The sequence below is a fragment of the Paraburkholderia sp. Ac-20347 genome, assembly GCF_017104805.1.
GTDB classification, from domain to species: Bacteria; Pseudomonadota; Gammaproteobacteria; order Burkholderiales; family Burkholderiaceae; genus Paraburkholderia; species Paraburkholderia tropica.
Genome location: NZ_JAAGPN010000067.1, coordinates 17046 through 37837, shown reverse-complemented (window position 1 = coordinate 37837; position 20792 = coordinate 17046). Strand labels below are relative to the sequence as shown.

Sequence of the window (20792 nt, the reverse complement as noted above, 5' to 3'; positions counted from 1 at the left end):
GCGATCTGCAAATAGAGCGGCAGGAACGTCATCATGACCTGAGCGCACGCCGCGTAACCGAACATGCCGAGCAGCGCGCCGACGAAACGCGCGCGTCGGAACAGGCCCAGATCGATCATCGGCCGGGTCTGCCAGCGCTGGCTGCAGACGAAGATCGCGAACAGCGCGATGCTCGCCGCGCCCCGGCCGAGCGTGGCGCCCGATTGCCAGCCGTGCGCGGGAATGCCGATCAGCGTCCAGACGCCGCACGAAAGCGCCGCTGCGAAAAGCGCGCCGTCGGGCAGATCGAGGCGCTTGGCGTGCGGATCGCGCGACTCGTCGATGGCGCGCCGCGCGCCGAACGCGAGCACCGCGCACACGGGTAGATTCATCAGAAAGATCCAGCGCCAGCCGACCCATTGCGTGATCGCGCCGCCGACCCACGGCGCGATGGCGGTCGCGATGCCCATGCACATGCCCCAGATCGCCCACGCGCGCTCGCGCCCCGGACCGTGCGCGAAGCGGTGCGCGATCACGGCGAGCGCGGACGCATCGTCGAGATACTCGCCCATGCCGCAGCCGTGATAACGCGTGAGTTGCAGCGGCAGCGCCTCGACGAGCGCCATCGGCACGTCGACCACGCAGGCGTCGCCATAACCCGTGTTGACGCCGTAGACCGTTGCGCCCGCATCGAGATGACGACGCAGGAACTCCGCGCCGCGCGCGATGCGCGCGCGCCAGGCGGCGTCGTCGCTGAGCCGCACGGCGGCGCCTTCGCGCGCCACCGCCACCACGTCCTCGATCGTCAGACGGCGGCCGCCGATCACCACCGCGGCGGTCACGGCGCGGTCCTGGCTCATGTCGTGGCTCATGTCGGCGCTCAGGTCATGTTCGGCCATTCGTCTTCCCACTGGGGCGCGCCCAGAAATCGTAAAAGTTGAACCATTGATAAGGCGCCTTGCGGCAATGGTGTTCGAGGCGGCTCGCGAAGCGCTGCGCCCAGTCCGCGATATGTTCCGCGCGGCCGCGTCGCGGCAGCTCGATGCGCTCGGCGAACGGCTCGAAATAGAGCCGGTAGCCGCTGCGCTCCTTCAGGCAGAACAGCAGATAGACGGGACACGCGAGCGCATGCGCGAGCACGTAGGGCCCTTGCGCGAACGGCGCGCTCGCGCCGAGAAACTGCGCTTCGGTCAGGCGTCCGCTTTCGTGCGCGGGCGTGCGGTCGCCGACGATCACCAGCAACTCGCCGCGTTCGATGCGCTCCTGCATCATCAGCGCGGTCTGCGGCCCGAAGTCGCTCACCGGCACCAGATGCTGCGTGAAATCGCGGTTCGCGCCCGCCAGCACGCTGTTGAAGCGCTTCGCGTGCTCGGTGTAGACGATGGCGGTCACCCTCGTCTGCGCGCCGCGCACGGCGAGCGCGCGCGCCATTTCCAGATTGCCGAGATGCGAGCCGATCACGAGCGCGCCGCGTCCGCTCGCGAGCAGCGCATCGAGCGCGCGGGCGTCGTCGATTTCGACGTCGGAAAAGTCCACGCGGCCGGTCCACGCGGCGAGCTTGTCGAAGCCCGATTGCGCGAACGCGAGCATGTGCCGGTACGAACTGAGCCAGCCGGGTTGCGGCGTGCCAGGTTGCGGCGCGGCGTGCGCGAGCTGCGCGAAATAGCGCTGCGACGCCTCGCGCGCCGGACGGCCCGTGAGCAGAAAATACGCGACGATCGGATGCAGCCAGAGCGCCGTGAAGCGCCGCCCGAACAGGCGGCAGCTCAGCGCGAGCAGGCTCATGCCGAGACGGCTGCCACGCTCGGCGCGCCGCCACCAGGGCGCGGTGCTCGCGTTTGCGTCTGTGTTTTCGTTTGCACTTTCGCGACGGCGCGGCAAGACCTTGTGCGCGAGCAGCAGCGGCAGACGCGCGAGCATGCCCGCGACGAGCCGCGTGTGGCTGCGGCTGATCCGTACGTTGTCCCAGAGCACGTCGAAATGCGAGACGCCATCGGTCGCGTACGTCACGGCCGTGGGAATCGACACGAACTGAACGCGACGCCAGTACAGCCGCACCAGAATTTCGATGTCGAAGTCCATGCGCTCGGGCAACTTCACGCTGTCGATCAGCGCGCAGGCGAGATCGAGCGGATAGAGCCGGAAGCCGCACATCGAATCGCGGATCGTGAACGACAGCGTTTCGATCCACACCCACACATGCGTCAGATAGCGGCCGTAGAGGCGCGCCTTCGGCACGCTCTCGTCGTAGACGGGCTGGCCGAGCACGACCGCGCGCGGATTCGCTTCGGCGGCGGCGAGAAAGCGCGGCACGTCGGCGGCGTCATGCTGGCCGTCGGCGTCGATCTGCAAGGCGTGCGTGTAGCCCGCGTCGCGCGCGGCGCGCAGCCCCGCCATCACCGCCGCGCCCTTGCCGCCGTTCACGGGCAGACGCAGCAGCGTGAGCTGACCCGCGTGGCGCTGCGCGAGATCGGCGAGCACCTGTTGCGTGGCTGCGTCGCTGCCATCGTCGACGACGAACAGCGGCAGGCCGTGCACGACCAGATTCGCCACCGTGCCGCCGATCGCGTCCTTGTGGTTGTAAATCGGAATGACGATGCAGGCCGCGAGGCTCATGCGGGCTCCCGGTACACGATGACACCCGAGGCGCAGTCGCGCTCGCCGAAGCGCCACGCGAACGCGATGCGGCGGCGCGGCGCGTCGTGCCTGAGCACGAGCTTGAGCACGACGCCCGGCGGCACCGGCGCCATGAATTTCAGTTGCTCGATCGTGGCGAGCGCGCGTGCGCCCGGCACCCATTCGTCGGCGAAACGCAGCGACCAGTCGACCTGCACCACGCCCGGCAGGATCGGCAAGCCGGGAAAGTGGCCCGCGAAATGCTCGAGCGTCAGCGGCACGCGCATTTCGAAGGCGCGGGCGGGCAACGCGGCTGCTTGATCGGCGGGATCGGTGTCGTCCCATTCCGCGAGCAGTTCGAAGCCTTCTTCGCGCGCGGCGAACGCCTGCGCCACGGCGCGCGCCTGAATCTTGCCGCGCGCGTCGACCGGCAGCGCACGGCGGATGCGCCAGTGACGCGGCAGCACGATCGCATCGAAATACGCAGCGAGATGACGACGCAGCGCCTTCACGAGCGCCACGCGACCTTCGCGGCACAAGGTCTCGCGGCCTTGCGCGGACAGCACGACGAGCGCGCCGATACGCTGACGCGTCGCGCCCGCGAGCGGCGCGGTCCGCACCTCGGCAATCGCCGGATGCAGCAGCAGACGACTCTCCAGTTCGCCGAGCGAGACGCGTTTGCCATCGAGCTTCAGGACGCGGTCGAGCCGGCCGCGCAGACGGAAGCGCCCCGCTTCGTCGAACGCGGCCTGGTCGTCGGTGCGATGCCAGTCGTCGTGGCCCAGATGCGACGAGCGGACTTCGAGCGCGCCGCCCTGGATCGCTTCGTTGACTTCATTGCTTTCGCTGAATTCGCCGGATTCCTGCGCCAGGCCCGCGCGCACGGCGATGCCGTGCATGGGCGTCCACGCGTCGGTTTCGCTTTGACGGCGCCACGCGATGCCGCCCGTCTCCGTGCTGCCGTAGATTTCCAGCGGCGCGTCGCCGAACGTCGCGGCGTAACGCAGCGCGGCATCGGCGGAGAGCGGACCGCCCGACGAAAAAAACGCGCGCGGCACTGGCGCGAGCGTCGCGAAGCCCGGCAGATCGGGCCAGCGCGAAAGCTGCGCGGGCGTCGAGACCACCACGGTCGCGCTGCATTGCGCGATCCGCGACTGCAATTGCGCGGGATCGGCGCAAGTCGCGCGATCGAATGGCCGCCCCGCCGCCAGCGGCCAGAACACGCGGAACAGCAGCCCGTAGATATGGTGATGCGGCACGCTCGCGAGCACGGTCGCGTCGCCGAGGAGCGCGCCCCATTCGGCTTCGAGCGTGCGCACTTCGGCGTCGAATTGCGCGAGCGTCTTGTGGACCGGCTTCGGCGTGCCGCTGCTGCCCGAGGTGAACAGCGTGAGCGGGGCTTGCGGGTCGATCGATTCAAACAGTTCGCTCGATTCGCTCGATACAAGCGACGGCAAACCGGCAACCGCGCCATCGGCGCACCACGCGGCGAGTTCGCTATCGTCGAGCACCGCGTCGTAAGCGTCGCGCAGATCAGCGAGATAACCGGGCGTGGCGTTGGCCGGGATCACCGGCACCTTGCCCGCCGCGAACACGCCGAACAGCGCGCACGCGAACACGTAAGGGTCCTCGCTCCAGAGCGCGATGCGCCGCGCGTCGCGCTCGCGCAAACGCGCCGCGATACCCAAAGCATGCGCCTGAAACGTCGCGAAGCGCGTGACGTTCGCGCCTTCGATACAGACTACCGTCTGCGCCTCGCGGTCCGACGCCGCGAGCAATGCGTGCAGCGCGATCACAGCCCCTCCTGTCGCGCCGCGCGCGGCAGCATGATCCATTTGCGCCATGCGATCTCGCCCACGATCAGCAGCCCGATCAGCGCATACGCGAGCGCGCCGTTATAAAGCGACCACAGCTTCGGCGGCCAGGCGAACGCCGTCCACGCGGAAAACGCGCCATTCGCGGCGAAGAACGCGCACCAGAGCTGCGTGACGCGGCGCGTGTAGCGCACGATATGCGCGGGCGGTTCGGGATAGGTCCGCTGCGCGAACTTCTCGATCATCGACGGACCTTTGACGAGCGTCGCGCCGAACGCGACGAGCAGCCCGAGATTCACGAACGCGGGATACAGACGCATGATTCGCGCGCTATCGGTGAACACGATCGCCACCGAAGCAAGGTTCAACGTGATGGCCACGGCCCAATCCACGGGCGTGAGCTTGCGCAGTTGCGCCGCGATGGCGCCCGTGCCCGCCACGCGTTGCAGCCAGAGCAGCGCGAGCAGCATCAGCCCGACGAGACGCGGCGAATCCCAGCGCCACGCGCACAGGATCACGACGGGATAGGCGAGATTGGCGAGCAGCCGCAGCTTGCCCGGCGCACGCGCGGCGACGGGCGCGAGCGGCGCGTCGGCGTGCGCGGAACGAACGGTCACGGACAGCCTCAAGCCTGGGTCGCGAGCAGCGACTCCACGGCGGCGATCACGTCGCCCACCGTGCGCACCGACTTGAACTCTTCCGGCTTGATGCGGCGGCCCGTCATTTCCTGCAGCTTGATCGCCAGATCGACGGCGTCGATGCTGTCGAGATCCAGCTCTTCGAACAGATGCGCTTCAGGCGTGACGCGCGACGGTTCGATGTCGAAATTTTCCTGAAAGATCTCGCGGATGCGCCCGAGAATTTCTGCGTCGTTCATGATTCAATCCCCCTTGCCTGCAGTGGCTTCCAGCGTTTCGTTTTCGTTGCGATGACCCGCGACCAGCGCCGCGAGCGTGCTGATCGAACGAAAATGGCCGCGTACGTTTTCGTCGTCGGCAGCGATGGTCAGTTGATAGTGTTGGCGCAGCACGATGCCGATCTCCAGTGCGTCGATCGAATCGAGCCCCACGCCGTCGGTATCGAACAGCGGTGCGTCGTCGTCGATATCGGCGGGCGTGAGGTGCTCCAGATCGAGCGCCTCGATCAGGAGCTGCTTAATTTCCAGTTTTAAAGAATCCATAGTCGAACAGGTACTGGGTGATGTGCGCCTCGATGGCGCGCGTGACGTTGCGTGCGGCGAGCGCCGAGGGCATCTCGCGCGGCGCGAGCCCCTCGACGCCGATGGGTGCCAGCACGTTCACGGTGATGCGAAAGGGCCGCTCCGGCACGTGATACCAGCGCATCTGCTTGGTGAAGGCGGGCGGATCGCAATGCATCAGCACGGGCAGGATCGGCACGCCGGCCTCCAGCGCCGTATGCGCGAAACCGCGCGAAAACGCATGCAGACGATTCGGCGCGGGACTGCGCGAGCCCTCGGGAAAAATGATCATGCTGTAGCCGTTCGCGAGCTGGCGCGCGCAGTCTTCCACGAAGCCCTGCGGATCGGCGTTGCTCACGTATTCGGCCGCGCGCACGATGCCCCACAGACACGGATTGCTCCAGTGCGCGTTCTTGACGACACAGCAGGCCGACGGCATCAGCGCAAGCAGCACGACCACGTCGAGATAAGTCGGATGGTTCGCGACCACGATCGCGGGCGTGCCCGAGCGCAGCGCCTGCACGCCTTCGACGTCGAGCTTCATGACGCCCACGCGCTGCAGCGCGGCGACTAGCGCGCGAAAGAACCCGTGAATGATGGCCGACATGGCGCGTTGACGCGACGCGCGATGCGGCCAGACGCACGCAAGCGGAAACGCGACCAGCGAAAACAGCAGCCCGCACACGCCGAACACCACGAAACTGAATGCCGTGGCGAACAGACGCCAGCCGTAATCAAGCCGTGCCGGCATGCCAGCTCCATTGCCAGGTGCCGCCAGCGCCGTCCCACGCTGCGCTTTCGCCCGCGCTCAGGCTGTGATGCAGCGCTTCGCTTTGCGTCGCGAATTTGCGGATCGGCGCCTGTTTTTGCGTGTGATTTTGCGCGGAAGCTTCCGGCGCGACCGAGCACGCGAGGCGGCCTTGCGAGGACTCGCCCGCATCGAGCAGCAGCGCGAACGCGCCGCCCTGCACTTCCTGTTCGATTTCGCCGTAACGTGCGTGCGCCGGTTCATCGGCGTAAATCACGAGGATCGGCGCGCCCGGGTCGCTCGCGTATTGCGCGTGCGCTTCGAGCAGCGCATAGCCCAGCGTTTCAGCACCGGCCGAGACCGCCGTGGCGGCGGAACGGTCGCCACGCGCGATGCCGAACAGCCCCGACATCGCATTGAGCACCGAAAGGCTGAACGCATTCGGCGAGACCGGTTTGCTCGCTTCGATGTCGCCCAGAATGTCGGTCGTGCGGCGCAACTCGCCATGCCGCGAGGCGAACACCACGCGCACCGGCGTGCTCGCATCGACGCAATCGCCCGCCACTTTCAGGGCCATCCGCGAAAGCGAACTCAGCCGGCGGCGCATCATCGGATCGACGAATGCAACAGCAGGCGGGCTTTCCGAAGTGGAAGACCAGAAGGACCATCGCGCCACGGGCAAGGTCCAGGCTAAATCAGGCATAGGAGGTGGTGTCGGCAACACAAGCGAGTGTGTCGCGCCCCGAACGGTGTATGTTTATTGTTCCCGCCCTGCATCTACACAGGCCCGAGATCTCGCGCTCACTTTAACGGCATCTCATGAGCTTTATTTAGGGATAGCACGGAAATATTTTAGAATCCCGCGACTATAATCAATACTCACTTTTAAATCAATGGCTTAACAATTTTTCAACTTCGCCATGAAATGGACGGCAGAAAAGCCTCGAATCGTCAATACGATTCATTCCGCATAGATTGAATGCAAAACCCGCTTTGCGTTGTTCGTGCATATGGTTGCGTTGGCAACTTTCTCGTTCACGGCGCGGCGCTCGCAGAAGCGTGAACCTGGCCTTAAACCAGACAGCGGTCGCAAAAGTCGTAGAATGTCGGCCTCACGGCAAGGTTGCGCGCTTCTGGCGGCCACCCTACCTTTTTGCCGCCTCGCTGCTTGCTCGATACGGGCTGCACGCTCGTATCGGCCACTCGTGCTCACCTCATGCTCACCATTTCCTCCGCCGCGCTGATGGCGTCGGGCTGCGCGATCGTGCTGCTCATGCCCGGACCGACCAACACCCTGCTCGCCGCCGCCGGCTTGAGACAGGGTTTTCGGCGCTCCGCGCATCTGACCGCTTTCGAACTGGCCGGTTATCTCGTCTCGATCACGGTCTGGGGCCTCTGCTTCACGCACGCTTCGCAATCGCTGAGCTGGTTGCCCAAGATTCTGCGCCTCGCCAGCAGCCTTTATCTCGCGTGGCTCGCAATACGTCTGTGGCTCACGGCCGATTCGGTCGAAACGTCGAACGTTAAAGTGATCGGCCCGCGCACGCTATTTAGCGCGACGGTACTCAATCCGAAAGCCATTCTGTTTGCCGGTTCGATTTTTCCGCCCGAGGCATTCGGCACTTTTTCGATGTGGCTCGAAGCCATGGCGCTATTCGCGATTCTGCTGATTCCGATTGGCTGTGCGTGGATCGCCATTGGCGCCGCGCCGCGCGAAGGCCGTCTGCCGCTGTTGCGGCCCGCGCTCATTCAGCGCTGCGCCTCGGTGGTCGTGGCGCTGTTTTCGGGCTCGTTGATCTGGGCGCTCGCGCATTGAACGTCATTGAATTCGCGCGCGTCACCGCGCGGCGAATTTAGACCGTTTCGTCAATACCGATCGAACGCGTGTCGGACGGCGGAAAGAATTGCGGCATCGCCGTGCTATTCATTTCGAAGATATTCCCGCGCATCACACCGTATGTCGTGCGGCCGGACGACGTCGTGAACGAGACCGTGCCGTACGTCGCCGCCTGAACGCCCTGCATGAATTTCAACAGGCCGGACGCGCTGCCGGGATCCTGCGAGAAGTCCACTTTCGCGCCGCTGGATGTGTGATAGGTGCCGCCCGTCATCATCGACGACTGAGCCAGGGAACCGATATTGCGGAACAGGCTCATGAAACTCGTCAGCCCGTCCGCCTGTTTGCTCACGGCTTCGGTTTCCGATGAAGAGAGCGGATTGCCATCGGCGTCGGCCCAGGTGGCGTAGCCTTCGACGGCGTCGTCGTGAAAAGCCCGCACGGCGCTCGTGAGTGCGATGTCGCCATTGAGCGTGCCTTGCAGCCAGCTTTTATCGGCGACGCTCATCGATTGCGATGTGACGGTAATTGCGCCGTTATCCGCTTTGAAATCGAATTGCGCATTGGCCAGATCGGGTCGCTGCTGAATCACCGATTGCATCAGCGGCACCATCGCATTGGCGATATTCGACGCGTCGACACCCATTTTCAGCGGCGCGCCGAGCGCCTTCAAATACTTGTCGAGTCGCGTGTGATCCTTCGGATCGACCAGCGTCACGGTGAGCGCCGGCGCGTTATCGACCGACTCCACTGAAGACGTATCCAGCGCCGCAGAAAGCGGGAGCGATGCGCTCGCATTCGCATTGCCGAATGCGGAATCCTGCGCGGCCAGCGCCGCTGCATTCGAAAGATTGATCGACAGACTCATCCGTTCTACGCCTCCAGGTTTTCCTTACGGGGTGTAACGATTCACTCTGCTTTTCAATCTGTTTACGACGAAGTGCTTACTGAACTTTAGCCTTCGCGGCGCCAGAACATCGCCGGGCCGGATTTATGCGGCACAGATGATCAGTGGCGCAACTCACTACAACGCCTTACGATTCCCTACAGAAATCCGAATTAGCGGCCGTTATTGCATGAACTGCCGTCATTGCGCCGCTATCGCGGCAGCCAACCTGAGTTTGTCGAGCGCCGATCCATGTCTCCTCCTGCACCCGCGACCCCGTCCGATCCGCCAAAAGCGGACGCCGCGGCTACGCGCGGCGCAAAAGCATCGGCAATCGCCGTGGAAATCGTGTTGCGAACCGGCAGCGTGCTGCTATTGCTTCTGTTTCTTCACGCTCTGCTGAAACAATATCGACTCGACGAATCGCGTATTACCTTGTTGATTCTCGCGATCGGCGAAGCCGTGACGATTGCGGTCGCGCTGGTCGCGCGTCTGCCACGCGCGCGCGACTGGCATCCGTTCAGCATCTTCGTGACGTTTGGCGCGACCTGGTATTTTCTGTTCGTCCAGTTGCGGCCCGGCTTGCATCTGCTGCCGGATACCGTGGGCGCCACGCTGCAAATCGGCGGCGTGCTGTTTTCGATCTGGGCGAAGCTCTGCCTGCGCCGTTCGTTCGGGCTGCTGCCGGGCAATCGCGGCGTGGTCGTGAATGGACCTTACCGATGGGTCCGGCATCCGGTTTATCTCGGCTATTTCATCCGCGATATCGGCTTTCTGCTGCCGAATTTCGGCATGAGAAACCTCGCGGTGATTCTGTGTCTCTGGGCACTGCAAATCAGCCGTATCGTGCGCGAAGAGCGACTGCTCTCAAACGATCCCGCCTACCGTGAATATCGCGAGCGCGTGCGTTTCCGGATGCTGCCGAGGTTCTTCTAACTCGATCGCACACACGAGCAGATTCAATCGATCAACCGGCTCGCGAATTGCTAAAAGCCAACGGCTGAAATATCCTGCACCATTCACACGCGGATATTGCTCGCCATGTTCGAACCCGTCACGCTGATTACGGCACGCTTGCGCGTGCGCCCGCTTGAACCCAGCGACGCGCGCGCGTTCTTCACCATCTGGTCCGACGCAGAAGCTATGCGCTATTTTTCGTTCGCGCCCATGCAGCACGCGCACGAAGCCGAAACGCGCATCGAGAAAAAACTGCAAGCCATTGACAAGGGCGAAGTGTTCTTGAGCGCCATTGAAACGCTGGATAGCGGCGAAGTCGTCGGCAGTTGCGATCTCTTTCACCTGAATACCCAATGCCGCCGCGCTGAAATCGGCTTCAGCCTGCAACGGCAGCATTGGGGCAAAGGCTATATGAGCGAAGCAGCAGCAGCGGTCGTTGAATACGCATTCGATACCGCTCATCTCATTCGCCTGGAAGCCGATATCGATCCGCGCAATCTCGCTTCCGCGCGCGTGCTGGAGCGGCTCAATTTCGCGCGCGAAGGTCTGCTGCGCGAACGCTGGATCGTCGGCGACGATATCAGCGACAGCGCACTCTATGGGCTCTTGCAGCGCGATTGGCGCGCGCGGGTTTGAAACACGACCGGCACGTTTTTATCGAAGGATCGCTTTCATGACCGACCGTGAAGTCATCATTCCGCCCGCCATGCAGCGCATTGTCGAGCGCGCGGGCTACGCGCCCGCCGTAAAGGTGGGCGCGACCGTCTATTGCGCCGGACAAGTCGGGCGCACCGCCGACCTCGATGTAATCGCCGATCCCGAGGCGCAGTTTCTCGCGTGCTGGGACAATCTGCGCGTCGTGCTGGAGGCCGCGGGCTGCACATTCGACGATATCGTCGATATGACGACGTATCACGTTGAAATGCAAACACACATGGCCGTGTTTCGCGAGGTGAAGAATCGCGTTTTCCCGCGCGGAACGTGCGCCTGGACCGCGATCGGCGTAACCGAACTCGCGCATCCAGGCTTGCTCGTCGAAATCAAATGCGTGGCGGTGCAGCGCGCTCAGGACACCGTATAAGAGTTGACGTCAGAGTCAACGCCCAAGACATAAGGCGTGGCGTAGCGTGTGGCCGCCGCCATCAGCGTCTGGGCGATTTCCGCACGCAGATGCGCAGGCGAAAGCAGTTCCACCGTGGGCGCGTGCTCGAGCAGCAGATTGCGCAAGGCGCGCGAAGGCGTAAGCGTCGCCGTGAGAATAAAGCCGCCCGCGACTTCCTCGATCACCTGATCGTCCGCGAGACGCGCCGCGCGAAACGCGCTCGGAATGCCGTTCACCTCCGTCACGCGCAGCACGCACTGCTCAGGCATTTCCGGAAACCATTCGAAAACCCGTTCGCTGCGAATAAACGCGGCGAGATCGAAACTCGTATCGCGCTTCAGATCGTAGCCGCGCGGCACGACCGATTGCACACGGTCCATGCGCAACAGGAAAGGCGCGCCCTGCGCGCCGCTCGACCGACGCAGACTCACGACCAGATACCAGAACGGCGCTTTCTCGACGATGGCATACGGCAGCACGAGATAATCGCGCGTGGTGCCTTCGCTCGCGTCGGCGGATCGATAAGTGATGAGCAGCGTTTCGTCGCGATAGAGCGCAGCGCACGCCGTATCGAACACGGTTTCGTCGATTTCCGGCTCGAGCACCGGATAGCCGGGCGCGACGCGTGCGGTCTTGCCAATCCAGGCCTGTGCGTCGCGCGTGCGTGAATCGAGGGGCGGCACACCCAGCACGCGATTCGCGCCCGCGAGATATTCCCGGAAGTCACCGATCTTTCCTGGCGGCAAATGATGGCGCGCGAGTTGACGCAGTTTCAGCAGCGCCAGCGAAATATCGACGGGCGGCCGAATGGTCTCGCTCGGCCCACGCACGAGCAGTAACCACGTGGTGTTGCGGCCGTTTCCATCGCGCTCGATAAAGCAGTCTTCTTCGAGCTTCACGAATAACCGGCGCACGGTTTTCTCGCCGAATTCCGGCAGGCGCGCCAGCACGGCTTCTTTAAGAATATTCGACGGCCACGCGCGATCCGGCTGCGTGCCCATGATGTCGAGGACGGTTTTCTCTTCCTGAGTAAGCATGGAGACTGCTGAAATTTTGTGTTTATCTCTGTTCTTATCGTCAGACCACGCAAAAACTTTACAGCGATATAAGCAAATACTCATCGAATCACTTTTTCATTTTTTGCAATGATGGATTCGAATGGAGTCACGCAATTTACTTGAGCGGACGAGTCAAGTTTTAGCAAACGTTTGCCCGGATCATTTTCGGCGTTTCAGATAACGCCACCCAGGCCAATTCACACGTGAAGAAAAAAGTCGTCGACGATTTTTCGCGCAGCGCTATAACCGCCCATGAGCGCGTCGATATCGGTAGCGAACGGACGGCCGCCGATCTCACCGAATCTCAGCGGAGAAAACACCGAGACCGCATTGCCGCGCCAATAGATGGTAACGACCGCCACATAACCTCCACGCCTGAGCGCCTGAGGTACGGAGCCGAGCATGACGCCGGACTCGACGGACACTTCGAACGTGTAACCTTCGTACTCGTAGTTGCGCAACATGATGCACACCATTCAACGGGCGGAAAGAAAGTGAGCGCTCGACTCGCGCATCGCGAATAAATCGACCACAAGCAGCAATTTCGATTCCCGCCCGGCCCATCAACCCGGCGTCGCGCAACGCCGCGAGTCTTCGAGGCGATCGAGACGCGCGAGCAGCGCTTTCGCCTGCTTCTCGATGTGAATCGGCAAAAGCGGCATGGCCAGCAAAGTCCGCACGCGCGCTCGCCAGTAATTCAGGCTGATGACCGCGCCCGTCGCCGCAGCGCGATCTTTCCCGGCCGTCTGCTCAAGATGGCCCAGGATATTCTGGATGTGCGCCAGGTCCTTCTCCGCGAAGTCGTAGCTCACAATGTCCCCCGTTCCCCGTTGTGTGCACAAGAAAACACATCTGCATTTCTATCAGGATGACTAACGACGTGCGCGCGTCCAGCGACACCAGTCGTGATGATCCAGATGACGCAGCAAGTCCGCGCGGCGACGTTCCCGGCGATAGTGCGCACGCGTGGACATCGCCACCAACGCCAGCACGATCGCACCGGCCGCCAGCCCGATCCAGGATTGCTCCATGTCCGCCTCCTCTGCTTCGCCGTCGTCGTTATGTACGCTTGCGCACACAGCTCAGGCCGCTGTCCCGCCGTTGCATTCGCGGCCTAGAGATTTCATTCTAACTTTGTTAAATGCGTGTGGAAGGGCGATGCGATTTGGGAGTTTCCCCAATATATGGAACGTCGACACGCATGAATCCCTGACTGCTCAAGGCCGGCGCGCAAACATGACTTCTATTTGACGTTCACATGAACGCGATAAGGCAAGTCACCGTGAGCAATAAACGCGCGAACGCCCACTCATTCGCAAGCGGGCGTTCAGCACGATTCAAGCTGAAAAAAGCTGACTATTGGCGCGCACGAATGCTTCAACGGTTTGCGGCGCCTTGCCAGTCACCTGTTCGATAATCTGGTCGCTGCCTTTAAACACACCATTGCGGTAATCGACGGCCACTTCAACGAAATGCTGGATCATAAATTCCGGCAGATCGTAGCGTTGCAAATGCGCACGATAGTCCTCCAGCGTGCCAGGGTTATAGGCAATCTTCCGGCCGATGACTTCGCTGATCTTCTGCGCGATCTCGTGATAATCGAGTTCGACCGGCCCGCACAACTCGTAAGCCTTGCCGATATGCGCAGACGGCTGCGTGAGCACCGCCGTGATAAAGCGCGCCTGATCCTCCGCCGCGATCGGCGCGTGACGTCCTTCACCATAAGGCAGCGTAATCTGGCCTTCCTTGACGATGGTGTCGCGCACCCACGGAAAAATCAGCCACTCCGAAAAGAACGTCGGACGAATGTGGACCGTCGGCACGCCCGACCAGTCGAGCACACGCTCGGCGATCCAATGATCGCGGGCGGCGTGGCTCTTCGCGTCTTCGCGCGCGGAGATCTGTGACATTTCCACGACCACGTCGAGGCCCGCGCGGCGCGCGGCATCCGCGAAATAGGCGGTGCCTTGAATGAAGCCCGGGCTCACGGGGTAGCACAGATACGCGCCCGTTACGCCATCGGTCGCGCGAAGCAGGTCGTCGTGATCGAGCAGATCGCCCACCACCACTTCGGCGCCCGCCTCACGCAGCGCGGCGCTGCGTGCGTCCTCGCCGTGAACCATGGCGCGAACCGCGTGGCCCGCCGCCAGCAGATTGTTGACCGTGTAGACGCCGGTTTTACCGGTTGCGCCGGTGATCAGGTATTTGCGCTTTTCCATGATGACTCTCCGTTAAGGTTGGGTTCAGATGCAGACAAAGAATCGATATTCGATTCGATATCCTTACTAGTGCATATGCACATACGACAGTAAAAAAATGCGGTGCACCACACGCACCGCTCGTTCAGATCGTTTCGAGTTGTTGTTTGATGGTATTCAGCAGCAAGGCCGAAGCGTCCGGGTCCGCGACGATGCGCGACAGCGTGAGTCCGCCCACCATCGCCGAGAATGCAAGCAGCGCACGCGAACGGTCCGCTTGCGCGTCCTCGCCTTCACCCTCGCGCTCACGGTGGCTGACGAGCAGATCGACCAGTTCGTCGATGCCGCGCGCGGCCACTTCACGCGTCGCGTCGTCCGCGCGCGCCAGTTCGCTGCCCATGCCTGCGATCGGGCAACCGCGCCCCGGCGCGTCGCGATGGCCGGTCGAGAGATAGGCGTCGACCACGGCCTTGAACGCGTCCTCGCCCGCCTGCCCTTGCGCCGCAGCCGCGAGCGTGCCGACGATGCCGCTCAACCCGGCCTCGCAGGCCTCGGCGACCAGCTGATCCTTCGATTCGAAATGGCGGTAGAAGCCGCCGTGCGACAGGCCCGCTGCGGCCATCACGTCGGCGACGCCAGTGGCGTGAATGCCGTCGGCCCGGAATGCCTCGGCGGCGACCGCCACGATACGCTGGCGCGTTTCGGCGGTTTCGGCCCTCGATTTCCTCATGATGCGCCCTGCTCCGTGATTCGATAATTTAGATGCTAGTCGTCATCTAAATCGAAGTCAAGGCGCGCTTTGCGATCAATCAGATCGAGGCGGTCGATTCAAAACGTTAGCAAACGCGTAGCGGACGCGTTCGTCGCGCGGTCAGGATCGCGCAGCGGCGTCACCGAATCGAAATAGGTTTCCAGCGCGTCGGCCGAGCGCTTGCCCAGCGCGGCGATCTGCTCGATCCAGTCGGGCTCCAGCGGCCACTGCCCGTCCACGATACGCGGATAAATCGTGCGCCCAAACGCATGCAGCGATTTCGCGCCGATATTGCCGCTCACGCCCAGCAGCCGATGCAGCGCCGTATGCGCGGGCTCCGACTCCATCGAGCGCGCGCCGCGCACGAGTTCGTCGACGAGCGCGCGAATCTGCGCCACGCCGTCGAGAAAGGTCTGGTCAATCAAGCCAAGCGCCGTCAATTCGCCCAGCTGCAGTTCGTCGAGCAATTCGCGGCCGGTGGGCAGCGAGAGATCGTGCACCATCGGCTGCAACGGCGCCGGTTCCGCGCTCGCGCGCGACGCCTTTGCGCCGAGCCGCGCAATCTGCGTCGACACCGCCGCGCACAGCACGGCGGCCTGCACGGGCTTCACGAGCACGTCGTCCATACCCACGCTCAGGCACTCGCGAATCGCCTCCATATCGGACTGGCCCGTGAGCGCGACGATCGGCACGTTCGCGTAAGCATCCGTGCGCGCGCGAATCGCCGCCGTGGTGTCGGGGCCGCCCATGCCCGGCATGTTCATGTCCATGACGATGGCGTCGATGACCTCGCCCGCGTGGATATGGTCGAGCACCTCGCAGCCGTGCTCGGCCTCGATCACGCGCGCGCCGCTGCGTTCGAGCCAGGCTTTGGCGATCGAGCGGCTATAGGTATCGTCGTCGGCGACGAGGATCGACTTGCCCGAAAGCCGTTCGACGCCCTTGCGCGCCACGCGCCGGTCGCCGCTTTCGAACAGCGCCTGCAACGCGCCGATCAGTTCCAGCACGCTGCCCGCCTTGCCGAGCATGACGTCCATGCCCGCGCGGCGCGCGAGCACTTGCGCCACGCCGCCGGGCTGCGCCGAAAAGCCCGCGATCAGGATGTTCTGGATCGCCCGATGATTCGACGCGCGAATGCGCTCGGCAACCGCATAGCCGTCGAGCGCCGGCATGTTCGCTTCGATCAGCACGAGGTCGTAATGCTCGCCGCCGCGCTCGCGCAGCATGGCCAGCGCGAGCTGACCGTTGTCGGCCTCGCTGACCTGCGCGCCCATGCCCGCCAGCACGCGACGCGTTTTCGCGTGCTGATACACGTCCTCGTCGACGAGCAGAATGCGCTTGCCTTCGAAAACCGGCCGCGCGCGATCGAGCATTTCGCGCTCGTATTCGGCCACTTCACGATCGGGAATCGCCGGGAAATGCAGCGCGAATTCCGTGAATTTGTCGACTTCGGAACGGCACGCGATGGTGCCGCCAAATGCCTGCATCGCGCGCTGGCAATAGGCGAGACCGAGCCCCGTTCCCGCCGAATTGCCGGACGTGCGAAACGGCTCGAATAAATGCGCGAGCATTTCGGGTGCAATACCGGAACCCGTATCGCGCACTGTGATGCTTTGCCGCTCGACCGTGAGCGTCAACGTGGACGATGCGCGCGCCGCCATATGGTGCAGCGCGTTCTTCATGAGGTTGAAGAGAATGAACAGATAAACCGTTTCGTCGACCTTGAAGGTGAAGTCTTCGCGCACGAGCAGTTTGACTTTGCCGCGCTCGTCTTCGTCGTCGAAACCGTATTCTTCGAGCGCCTTGCGCGTGGTGGCCGCCGCGCTCAGATACGCGAGACGGTCCGAGCGAATCGGTTTGGCGCTCACTTCGTCCAGCGTCATGGCGATAATGCGCAGCCCGCGCTCAATCGACGTTTTGCCCTGCGCGAGATGCCGGTAAAGCGCGGCGGCCTTGTCGTGCGACAGCACCGCCGGACGATTCGGCTCGGTGGCCGCGGGCAGATTTTCCTCGACGTTTTCAAGCACGTGTTTCAGCTGACTCAGCGGATTACGCATTTCATGCGCAATAGATCCGGCAAGCGCCTGCAATACCCGATTCTTTTCAACGAAAATACGCCCGATGCTGATTGCATGACTGAATGCCATGCTGCACAACATCACCACAGGCAGCAAAGCAAGATCGGATTGATTGGCCGTGCTCAGCACAACAGGCACGGGCGACGTAACCACCGCCGCCACCGAACTGGTTGCCACGCCGACGCCAATACAGGCCATCAGTAAAAGCGGACTGTCGATGCAGAGCGCCATGATAAAAATCATCATGACTTCCGTCATCATCCACATCGTCGAAAATCCATTACGAATAGCCAGAAACGTGCAAACGAACGGCAAGACGTAAATCAGGCAGGCGTGCCAGTAGAGCAGCAGGTAATGATTGAAGCGCCGCGGCCAGTACGCCTGGAAGATCAACGGCACGCAAACGAGCGCCGCGCTCAGACGCAGGGCGAGATTATCGTAGGGCTGCGGCAGGACATAGGTCCAGACCAGGTAATAGATGGGGTGGCACAGGAGGCCCAATATGCCTCCCCATCGGATAGCCAGCCGGCTACGTTCCAGCATCTCCCCCATGCGCTCGCGCGACATCACGATTGGGCCTCCGTTAATCGTTATGGTCCTACCAGTTCCGGTTTGCCGTCATGGCGCATATCCATTTCGATCGGCAAGCCATTTTTCCCGTGAAATGGCCCGACTGAAAAACCGTATTTCTTTACCAGTCCATGCGTATAGGATACGGACCACACGGGCGGACTGCCGATAATGAAATCGGACGCAATGCCCTCTTGCCACGCGGCATAACCTTCGGCGAAACAGGTATAGCAATCGCGAGTGGACGGTAAGCGGAACGGGAATGCCGTATCGAGCCCAACCGGGCCACGAGCAAAACACTCAATATATAGTGTATGGCCACGCGAAGCGAGTTCCGCTTCGACACTCGCTGCACGCGGATGCGAATCGTCAATCCAGAACTGCGCGCGTTTGAGGTCGGCGGCCGTCAAATACGGCACGCTGGTGCTGCTCGCGAGAATGGCGCCGTCGAATTGTGGCAGCGGTGTGTCGGGGCTGAAGGTATGCACGGACACTTTCGTGTGCCCCAGCAGATCCGACGCCAGCAATTCCTTCGCTTGATCGTGCAACAGATTCACCTTGTCGGGCAGATCGATCAGGATCAGTTCCTTCGGTGCGTCCTTGTACGTCGCGTAGCGCGCGACCGTCGTGCCCAGCCGTCCCGCCGCGCCGAACAACGCGAGCCGCGTCTTGCCGAAATCGAGCCCGACTTCGTTGCAGCAGTGCATGGCCCATTCCTTGAGCATCGCCGCCGTGGCCGCGTGACCGGTCGTGATATGCGGCGGTTTGATGGGACGCGGCAGCGCGCCGTAATTGCAGGCATAAGGCGTGGACGCGCCCATCGCCACCATGTTCAGTCCCGCGCGGCGCGCCAGTTCGAGCGCCGGAAAAAATTGCGTCTCGCGAAAGCGCTTGATGCCGCGCGGACTGCCGAGCCACATTTCGAGCGGTACCGGACAGGCGATATTCGCGCCGATCATTTGCGAGCCCGAATAGATCGGCGACGCAATGAAAGGCGGCGTGCGCCACAACTCTTCCTCGAATGCCTCATTACGCGTCTTGACGTTATGGAATGAGAATGAAAGCGTCTCCCAGTCGGTGGCATGAAAAAGAAAGCCAATGCCGCCCTGACCGGCCGGCAGGTTGTCGCGGATCGATTCAGGATGAATCGTACGCTTGAGTGCTAACGGCGCGTGGACATCGCCCAGGTTGACGTCGGCAAGCTTGAACTCCGCAGCGAGTTCGTGGTGATAAGTCGTGCTCATCTAATTTTCCTTGGGTTGAAGTTGCGCCTGAAATCGGCGCGGCATCGCCGCTCGTGCATGACCGGCGATCCTTCAACTCTAGAGAAAACCCATAGCGCGTGGCCGTCTGTTCGGGCGCATGGCGGTACTTAGCGGTTTGAATAAATCATCTACCCAAATTTTGGCGATTTTTTATGCAATTTGAATAACGCCGATAAGACTCGTGAATTGCACCCCCAATAGCCACCCAAATAAGCCCGTCTTAGCGAATTACGGCACCATTTTTTTATTGATCGGCGAGGGAATTTGCTATCTTTGCCTCCCGCCTTTTTGCCCCGATTTCCCGATCCCCATGCGCCCCATTCTGCTGAACCGCGTCACGCGCGCCGACGCGCCCGACCTGATTGCCGCGAACCTCGAAAGCCAGTCCCATCATCTGCCCTGGGTCACGTCCTTCACGGACCAGGCCGGTTTCGACGCCTGGTTCGGGCGCGGTCTGAGCGGGCCCAACGCGAGCCTGATTGCGCGCGAGGCCGCGAGCGGCGGCATTGTCGGCATCATCAATCTCAACGAGATCGTCGCCGGCGTATTTCAGAGCGCGTATCTGGGCTACTACGGCATGGCGCGTTTCGCGCGCACGGGGCTGATGACCGAAGCGCTGCGCGCCGCCGTGGCCTATGCCTTCGACGATCTCGGCCTGCACCGGCTCGAAGCGAATATTCAGCCGGAAAACAGTGCGTCGATCGCGCTGGTGCGCCGCGTGGGATTCAGCAAGGAAGGGTTTTCGCCGCGCTATCTGCGGATTGGCGGCATCTGGCGCGATCACGAACGCTGGGCGCTCGTCTCGGATCGCGACGCCTGAATCAACTCTCGCGAAACAGTTGCTCGCACATGAAGTCGACGAATACGCGCAGCTTCGGCATCAGTTGCCGGTTCGAGGGCCAGAGAATCGAAAACTGACCGGGCGCGATCGTGTGGTCCTCGAGCACGGTGACAAGCGAGCCGCATTCGAGCGCCTCGCGCGCGAGAAAGTCGGGCATGAAGCCGATGCCGAAGCCCGCGATTACCGCGCCGCGCAACGCCTCCATGTTGTTGCACGTCATCGCCGCGCCGAGGTTGGGCGGCTCCGTGCCGTCGTGTTCGAGCGTCCACGGCTGCAGCTTGCCCGTGGTCGGAAAGCGGTAGCGCACGCAACGATGCCGCGCGAGATCCGCGAGCGAGCGCGGCAGGCCAAAGCGCGCCGCGTAATCGGGCGACGCGCACAGCACGAAGCGAAACGGTCCGAGGCGGCGCGACATCAGGCTCGAATCGGTGAGCGCGCCGCTGCGGATCACGGCGTCGAAACCGCCGTCCACCACATCCACGAGACGGTCGTTGAAATCGAGGTCGAGTTCGATCTCCGGATACCGCGCGCCGAACGCGGGCAAGACCGGCAGCAAAAAGCGGTAGCCGATCACGGGCAAGCTCACGCGCAGCCGGCCGCGCGGCGTCTGCGCGGCTTGCGAAAGCATCGCTTCGGCGTCGCGCAGTTCGTCGAGAATGCGCTGGCAGCTTTCGTAAAAGCGCCGCCCCTCCTCGGTCAGCGTCACGCGGCGCGTGGTGCGATGAAAGAGGCGCACGCCCAGCGAGCGTTCGAGCTTCGCAATGGTCTTGCCGACCGCCGACGCCGAAATGCCCAGATGCCGCGCCGCCGCAACGAAGCTGAGCGTGTCCGCCGTGCGCACGAACGCGACGATGCCGTTGAGATTGTCCATACCCCGATTTGATCCGATCTTTG

At 62.8% G+C, this 20792-nt stretch carries 23 protein-coding genes; 5 read left to right on the top strand and 18 right to left on the bottom strand.

Annotated features, from left to right (window positions below):
• The 8 genes from G3N97_RS15585 to G3N97_RS15550 all read right to left on the bottom strand — a co-directional run.
• On the bottom strand, nt 1-878 hold an 878-nt coding region (locus tag G3N97_RS15585), incomplete at its 3' end, for an MFS transporter (RefSeq protein ID WP_241030606.1).
• On the bottom strand, nt 865-2595 hold the full coding sequence (locus G3N97_RS15580) for a glycosyltransferase family 2 protein (RefSeq protein ID WP_205994057.1): 1731 nt from the start codon (nt 2593-2595) through the stop codon (nt 865-867). The genes G3N97_RS15580 and G3N97_RS15585, both read right to left, overlap by 14 nt.
• Nucleotides 2592-4391 carry an AMP-binding protein gene (locus G3N97_RS15575; RefSeq protein ID WP_205994056.1) on the bottom strand — a complete coding sequence of 600 codons (1800 nt, stop codon included), beginning with the start codon at nt 4389-4391 and terminating at the stop codon, nt 2592-2594. The genes G3N97_RS15580 and G3N97_RS15575 overlap by 4 nt, the downstream gene beginning before the upstream one ends.
• Nucleotides 4388-5026: a hypothetical protein gene (locus tag G3N97_RS15570; RefSeq protein ID WP_205994055.1), complete on the bottom strand. Its 639-nt coding sequence runs from the start codon at nt 5024-5026 to the stop codon at nt 4388-4390. The genes G3N97_RS15575 and G3N97_RS15570 overlap by 4 nt, the downstream gene beginning before the upstream one ends.
• An 8-nt stretch (nt 5027-5034) precedes the next feature.
• A complete protein-coding gene (locus G3N97_RS15565) occupies nt 5035-5286 on the bottom strand; it encodes an acyl carrier protein (RefSeq protein ID WP_065060839.1) in 252 nt (83 codons plus the stop codon).
• 3 nt (nt 5287-5289) lie between these two features.
• The gene (locus G3N97_RS15560; RefSeq protein ID WP_205994054.1) at nt 5290-5589 is read right to left on the bottom strand and encodes a phosphopantetheine-binding protein; all 300 of its coding nucleotides are present in this window, start codon (nt 5587-5589) and stop codon (nt 5290-5292) included.
• Nucleotides 5564-6358 carry a lysophospholipid acyltransferase family protein gene (locus G3N97_RS15555; RefSeq protein ID WP_205994053.1) on the bottom strand — a complete coding sequence of 265 codons (795 nt, stop codon included), beginning with the start codon at nt 6356-6358 and terminating at the stop codon, nt 5564-5566. Before G3N97_RS15555 ends, G3N97_RS15560 begins: the two co-directional genes overlap by 26 nt.
• Nucleotides 6342-7058: a beta-ketoacyl synthase chain length factor gene (locus tag G3N97_RS15550; protein WP_205994052.1), complete on the bottom strand. Its 717-nt coding sequence runs from the start codon at nt 7056-7058 to the stop codon at nt 6342-6344. Before G3N97_RS15550 ends, G3N97_RS15555 begins: the two co-directional genes overlap by 17 nt.
• Nucleotides 7059-7571: 513 nt before the next feature.
• Here G3N97_RS15550 and G3N97_RS15545 point away from each other — a divergent pair.
• Nucleotides 7572-8171, top strand: coding sequence for a LysE family transporter (locus G3N97_RS15545; protein WP_205994051.1), 600 nt, complete (start codon nt 7572-7574; stop codon nt 8169-8171).
• A gap of 37 nt (nt 8172-8208) precedes the next feature.
• Here G3N97_RS15545 and G3N97_RS15540 read toward each other — a convergent pair whose 3' ends face one another.
• Nucleotides 8209-9060, bottom strand: a complete 852-nt coding sequence (locus G3N97_RS15540; protein ID WP_205994050.1) for a hypothetical protein — start codon at nt 9058-9060, stop codon at nt 8209-8211.
• A 384-nt stretch (nt 9061-9444) separates the two neighbouring features.
• Between G3N97_RS15540 and G3N97_RS15535 the strand changes: the two genes are divergently transcribed.
• The 3 genes from G3N97_RS15535 to G3N97_RS15525 all read left to right on the top strand — a co-directional run bounded on the left by G3N97_RS15535 (nt 9445) and on the right by G3N97_RS15525 (nt 11116).
• On the top strand, nt 9445-10014 hold the full coding sequence (locus G3N97_RS15535; protein WP_346778069.1) for an isoprenylcysteine carboxylmethyltransferase family protein: 570 nt from the start codon (nt 9445-9447) through the stop codon (nt 10012-10014).
• Nucleotides 10015-10119: 105 nt separating this feature from the next.
• Nucleotides 10120-10671: a GNAT family protein gene (locus G3N97_RS15530; protein ID WP_205994049.1), complete on the top strand. Its 552-nt coding sequence runs from the start codon at nt 10120-10122 to the stop codon at nt 10669-10671.
• Between the two features lie 37 nt (nt 10672-10708).
• Nucleotides 10709-11116: a RidA family protein gene (locus tag G3N97_RS15525; RefSeq protein WP_205994048.1), complete on the top strand. Its 408-nt coding sequence runs from the start codon at nt 10709-10711 to the stop codon at nt 11114-11116.
• On the opposite strand, the gene G3N97_RS15520 is transcribed toward G3N97_RS15525, so the two are convergent.
• The 8 genes from G3N97_RS15520 to G3N97_RS15485 all read right to left on the bottom strand — a co-directional run bounded on the left by G3N97_RS15520 (nt 11101) and on the right by G3N97_RS15485 (nt 19036).
• Entirely contained in the window at nt 11101-12174 is a 1074-nt protein-coding gene (locus G3N97_RS15520; protein ID WP_205994047.1) for a WYL domain-containing protein, read from the bottom strand. The genes G3N97_RS15525 and G3N97_RS15520 overlap by 16 nt on opposite strands.
• Nucleotides 12175-12392: 218 nt before the next feature.
• Nucleotides 12393-12659, bottom strand: a complete 267-nt coding sequence (locus G3N97_RS15515; protein WP_205994046.1) for a hypothetical protein — start codon at nt 12657-12659, stop codon at nt 12393-12395.
• Between the two features lie 99 nt (nt 12660-12758).
• Nucleotides 12759-13007, bottom strand: a complete 249-nt coding sequence (locus tag G3N97_RS15510) for a hypothetical protein (protein WP_205994045.1) — start codon at nt 13005-13007, stop codon at nt 12759-12761.
• Between the two features lie 60 nt (nt 13008-13067).
• Complete coding sequence (locus G3N97_RS15505) at nt 13068-13226, bottom strand: hypothetical protein (protein ID WP_205994044.1); 159 nt, start codon at nt 13224-13226, stop codon at nt 13068-13070.
• Nucleotides 13227-13532: 306 nt separating this feature from the next.
• The gene (locus G3N97_RS15500; protein ID WP_205994043.1) at nt 13533-14414 is read right to left on the bottom strand and encodes an NmrA family NAD(P)-binding protein; all 882 of its coding nucleotides are present in this window, start codon (nt 14412-14414) and stop codon (nt 13533-13535) included.
• A gap of 124 nt (nt 14415-14538) precedes the next feature.
• Nucleotides 14539-15123 carry a TetR/AcrR family transcriptional regulator gene (locus tag G3N97_RS15495; RefSeq protein WP_205994042.1) on the bottom strand — a complete coding sequence of 195 codons (585 nt, stop codon included), beginning with the start codon at nt 15121-15123 and terminating at the stop codon, nt 14539-14541.
• Nucleotides 15124-15221: 98 nt separating this feature from the next.
• Nucleotides 15222-17795, bottom strand: a complete 2574-nt coding sequence (locus G3N97_RS15490) for a response regulator (RefSeq protein WP_205994058.1) — start codon at nt 17793-17795, stop codon at nt 15222-15224.
• Nucleotides 17796-17812: 17 nt separating this feature from the next.
• Nucleotides 17813-19036 carry a hypothetical protein gene (locus G3N97_RS15485; RefSeq protein ID WP_181440976.1) on the bottom strand — a complete coding sequence of 408 codons (1224 nt, stop codon included), beginning with the start codon at nt 19034-19036 and terminating at the stop codon, nt 17813-17815.
• 331 nt (nt 19037-19367) lie between these two features.
• Between G3N97_RS15485 and G3N97_RS15480 the strand changes: the two genes are divergently transcribed.
• Entirely contained in the window at nt 19368-19877 is a 510-nt protein-coding gene (locus tag G3N97_RS15480) for a GNAT family protein (protein WP_205994041.1), read from the top strand.
• 1 nt (nt 19878) lies between these two features.
• Here G3N97_RS15480 and G3N97_RS15475 read toward each other — a convergent pair whose 3' ends face one another.
• A complete protein-coding gene (locus G3N97_RS15475) occupies nt 19879-20769 on the bottom strand; it encodes a LysR family transcriptional regulator (RefSeq protein WP_205994040.1) in 891 nt (296 codons plus the stop codon).
• Nucleotides 20770-20792 lie beyond the last annotated feature (23 nt).

Bases quoted from the DNA above. Each gene is read 5' to 3' on its own strand.
- G3N97_RS15580 (WP_205994057.1), bottom strand. From the start codon at position 2,595: ATGAGCCTCGCGGCCTGCATCGTCATTCCGATTTACAACCACAAGGAC.
- G3N97_RS15565 (WP_065060839.1), bottom strand. From the start codon at position 5,286: ATGAACGACGCAGAAATTCTCGGGCGCATCCGCGAGATCTTTCAGGAA.
- G3N97_RS15560 (WP_205994054.1), bottom strand. From the start codon at position 5,589: ATGGATTCTTTAAAACTGGAAATTAAGCAGCTCCTGATCGAGGCGCTC.
- G3N97_RS15555 (WP_205994053.1), bottom strand. From the start codon at position 6,358: ATGCCGGCACGGCTTGATTACGGCTGGCGTCTGTTCGCCACGGCATTC.
- G3N97_RS15550 (WP_205994052.1), bottom strand. From the start codon at position 7,058: ATGCCTGATTTAGCCTGGACCTTGCCCGTGGCGCGATGGTCCTTCTGG.
- G3N97_RS15545 (WP_205994051.1), top strand. From the start codon at position 7,572: ATGCTCACCATTTCCTCCGCCGCGCTGATGGCGTCGGGCTGCGCGATC.
- G3N97_RS15540 (WP_205994050.1), bottom strand. From the start codon at position 9,060: ATGAGTCTGTCGATCAATCTTTCGAATGCAGCGGCGCTGGCCGCGCAG.
- G3N97_RS15530 (WP_205994049.1), top strand. From the start codon at position 10,120: ATGTTCGAACCCGTCACGCTGATTACGGCACGCTTGCGCGTGCGCCCG.
- G3N97_RS15525 (WP_205994048.1), top strand. From the start codon at position 10,709: ATGACCGACCGTGAAGTCATCATTCCGCCCGCCATGCAGCGCATTGTC.
- G3N97_RS15520 (WP_205994047.1), bottom strand. From the start codon at position 12,174: ATGCTTACTCAGGAAGAGAAAACCGTCCTCGACATCATGGGCACGCAG.
- G3N97_RS15515 (WP_205994046.1), bottom strand. From the start codon at position 12,659: ATGTTGCGCAACTACGAGTACGAAGGTTACACGTTCGAAGTGTCCGTC.
- G3N97_RS15505 (WP_205994044.1), bottom strand. From the start codon at position 13,226: ATGGAGCAATCCTGGATCGGGCTGGCGGCCGGTGCGATCGTGCTGGCG.
- G3N97_RS15500 (WP_205994043.1), bottom strand. From the start codon at position 14,414: ATGGAAAAGCGCAAATACCTGATCACCGGCGCAACCGGTAAAACCGGC.
- G3N97_RS15495 (WP_205994042.1), bottom strand. From the start codon at position 15,123: ATGAGGAAATCGAGGGCCGAAACCGCCGAAACGCGCCAGCGTATCGTG.
- G3N97_RS15485 (WP_181440976.1), bottom strand. From the start codon at position 19,036: ATGAGCACGACTTATCACCACGAACTCGCTGCGGAGTTCAAGCTTGCC.
- G3N97_RS15480 (WP_205994041.1), top strand. From the start codon at position 19,368: ATGCGCCCCATTCTGCTGAACCGCGTCACGCGCGCCGACGCGCCCGAC.
- G3N97_RS15475 (WP_205994040.1), bottom strand. From the start codon at position 20,769: ATGGACAATCTCAACGGCATCGTCGCGTTCGTGCGCACGGCGGACACG.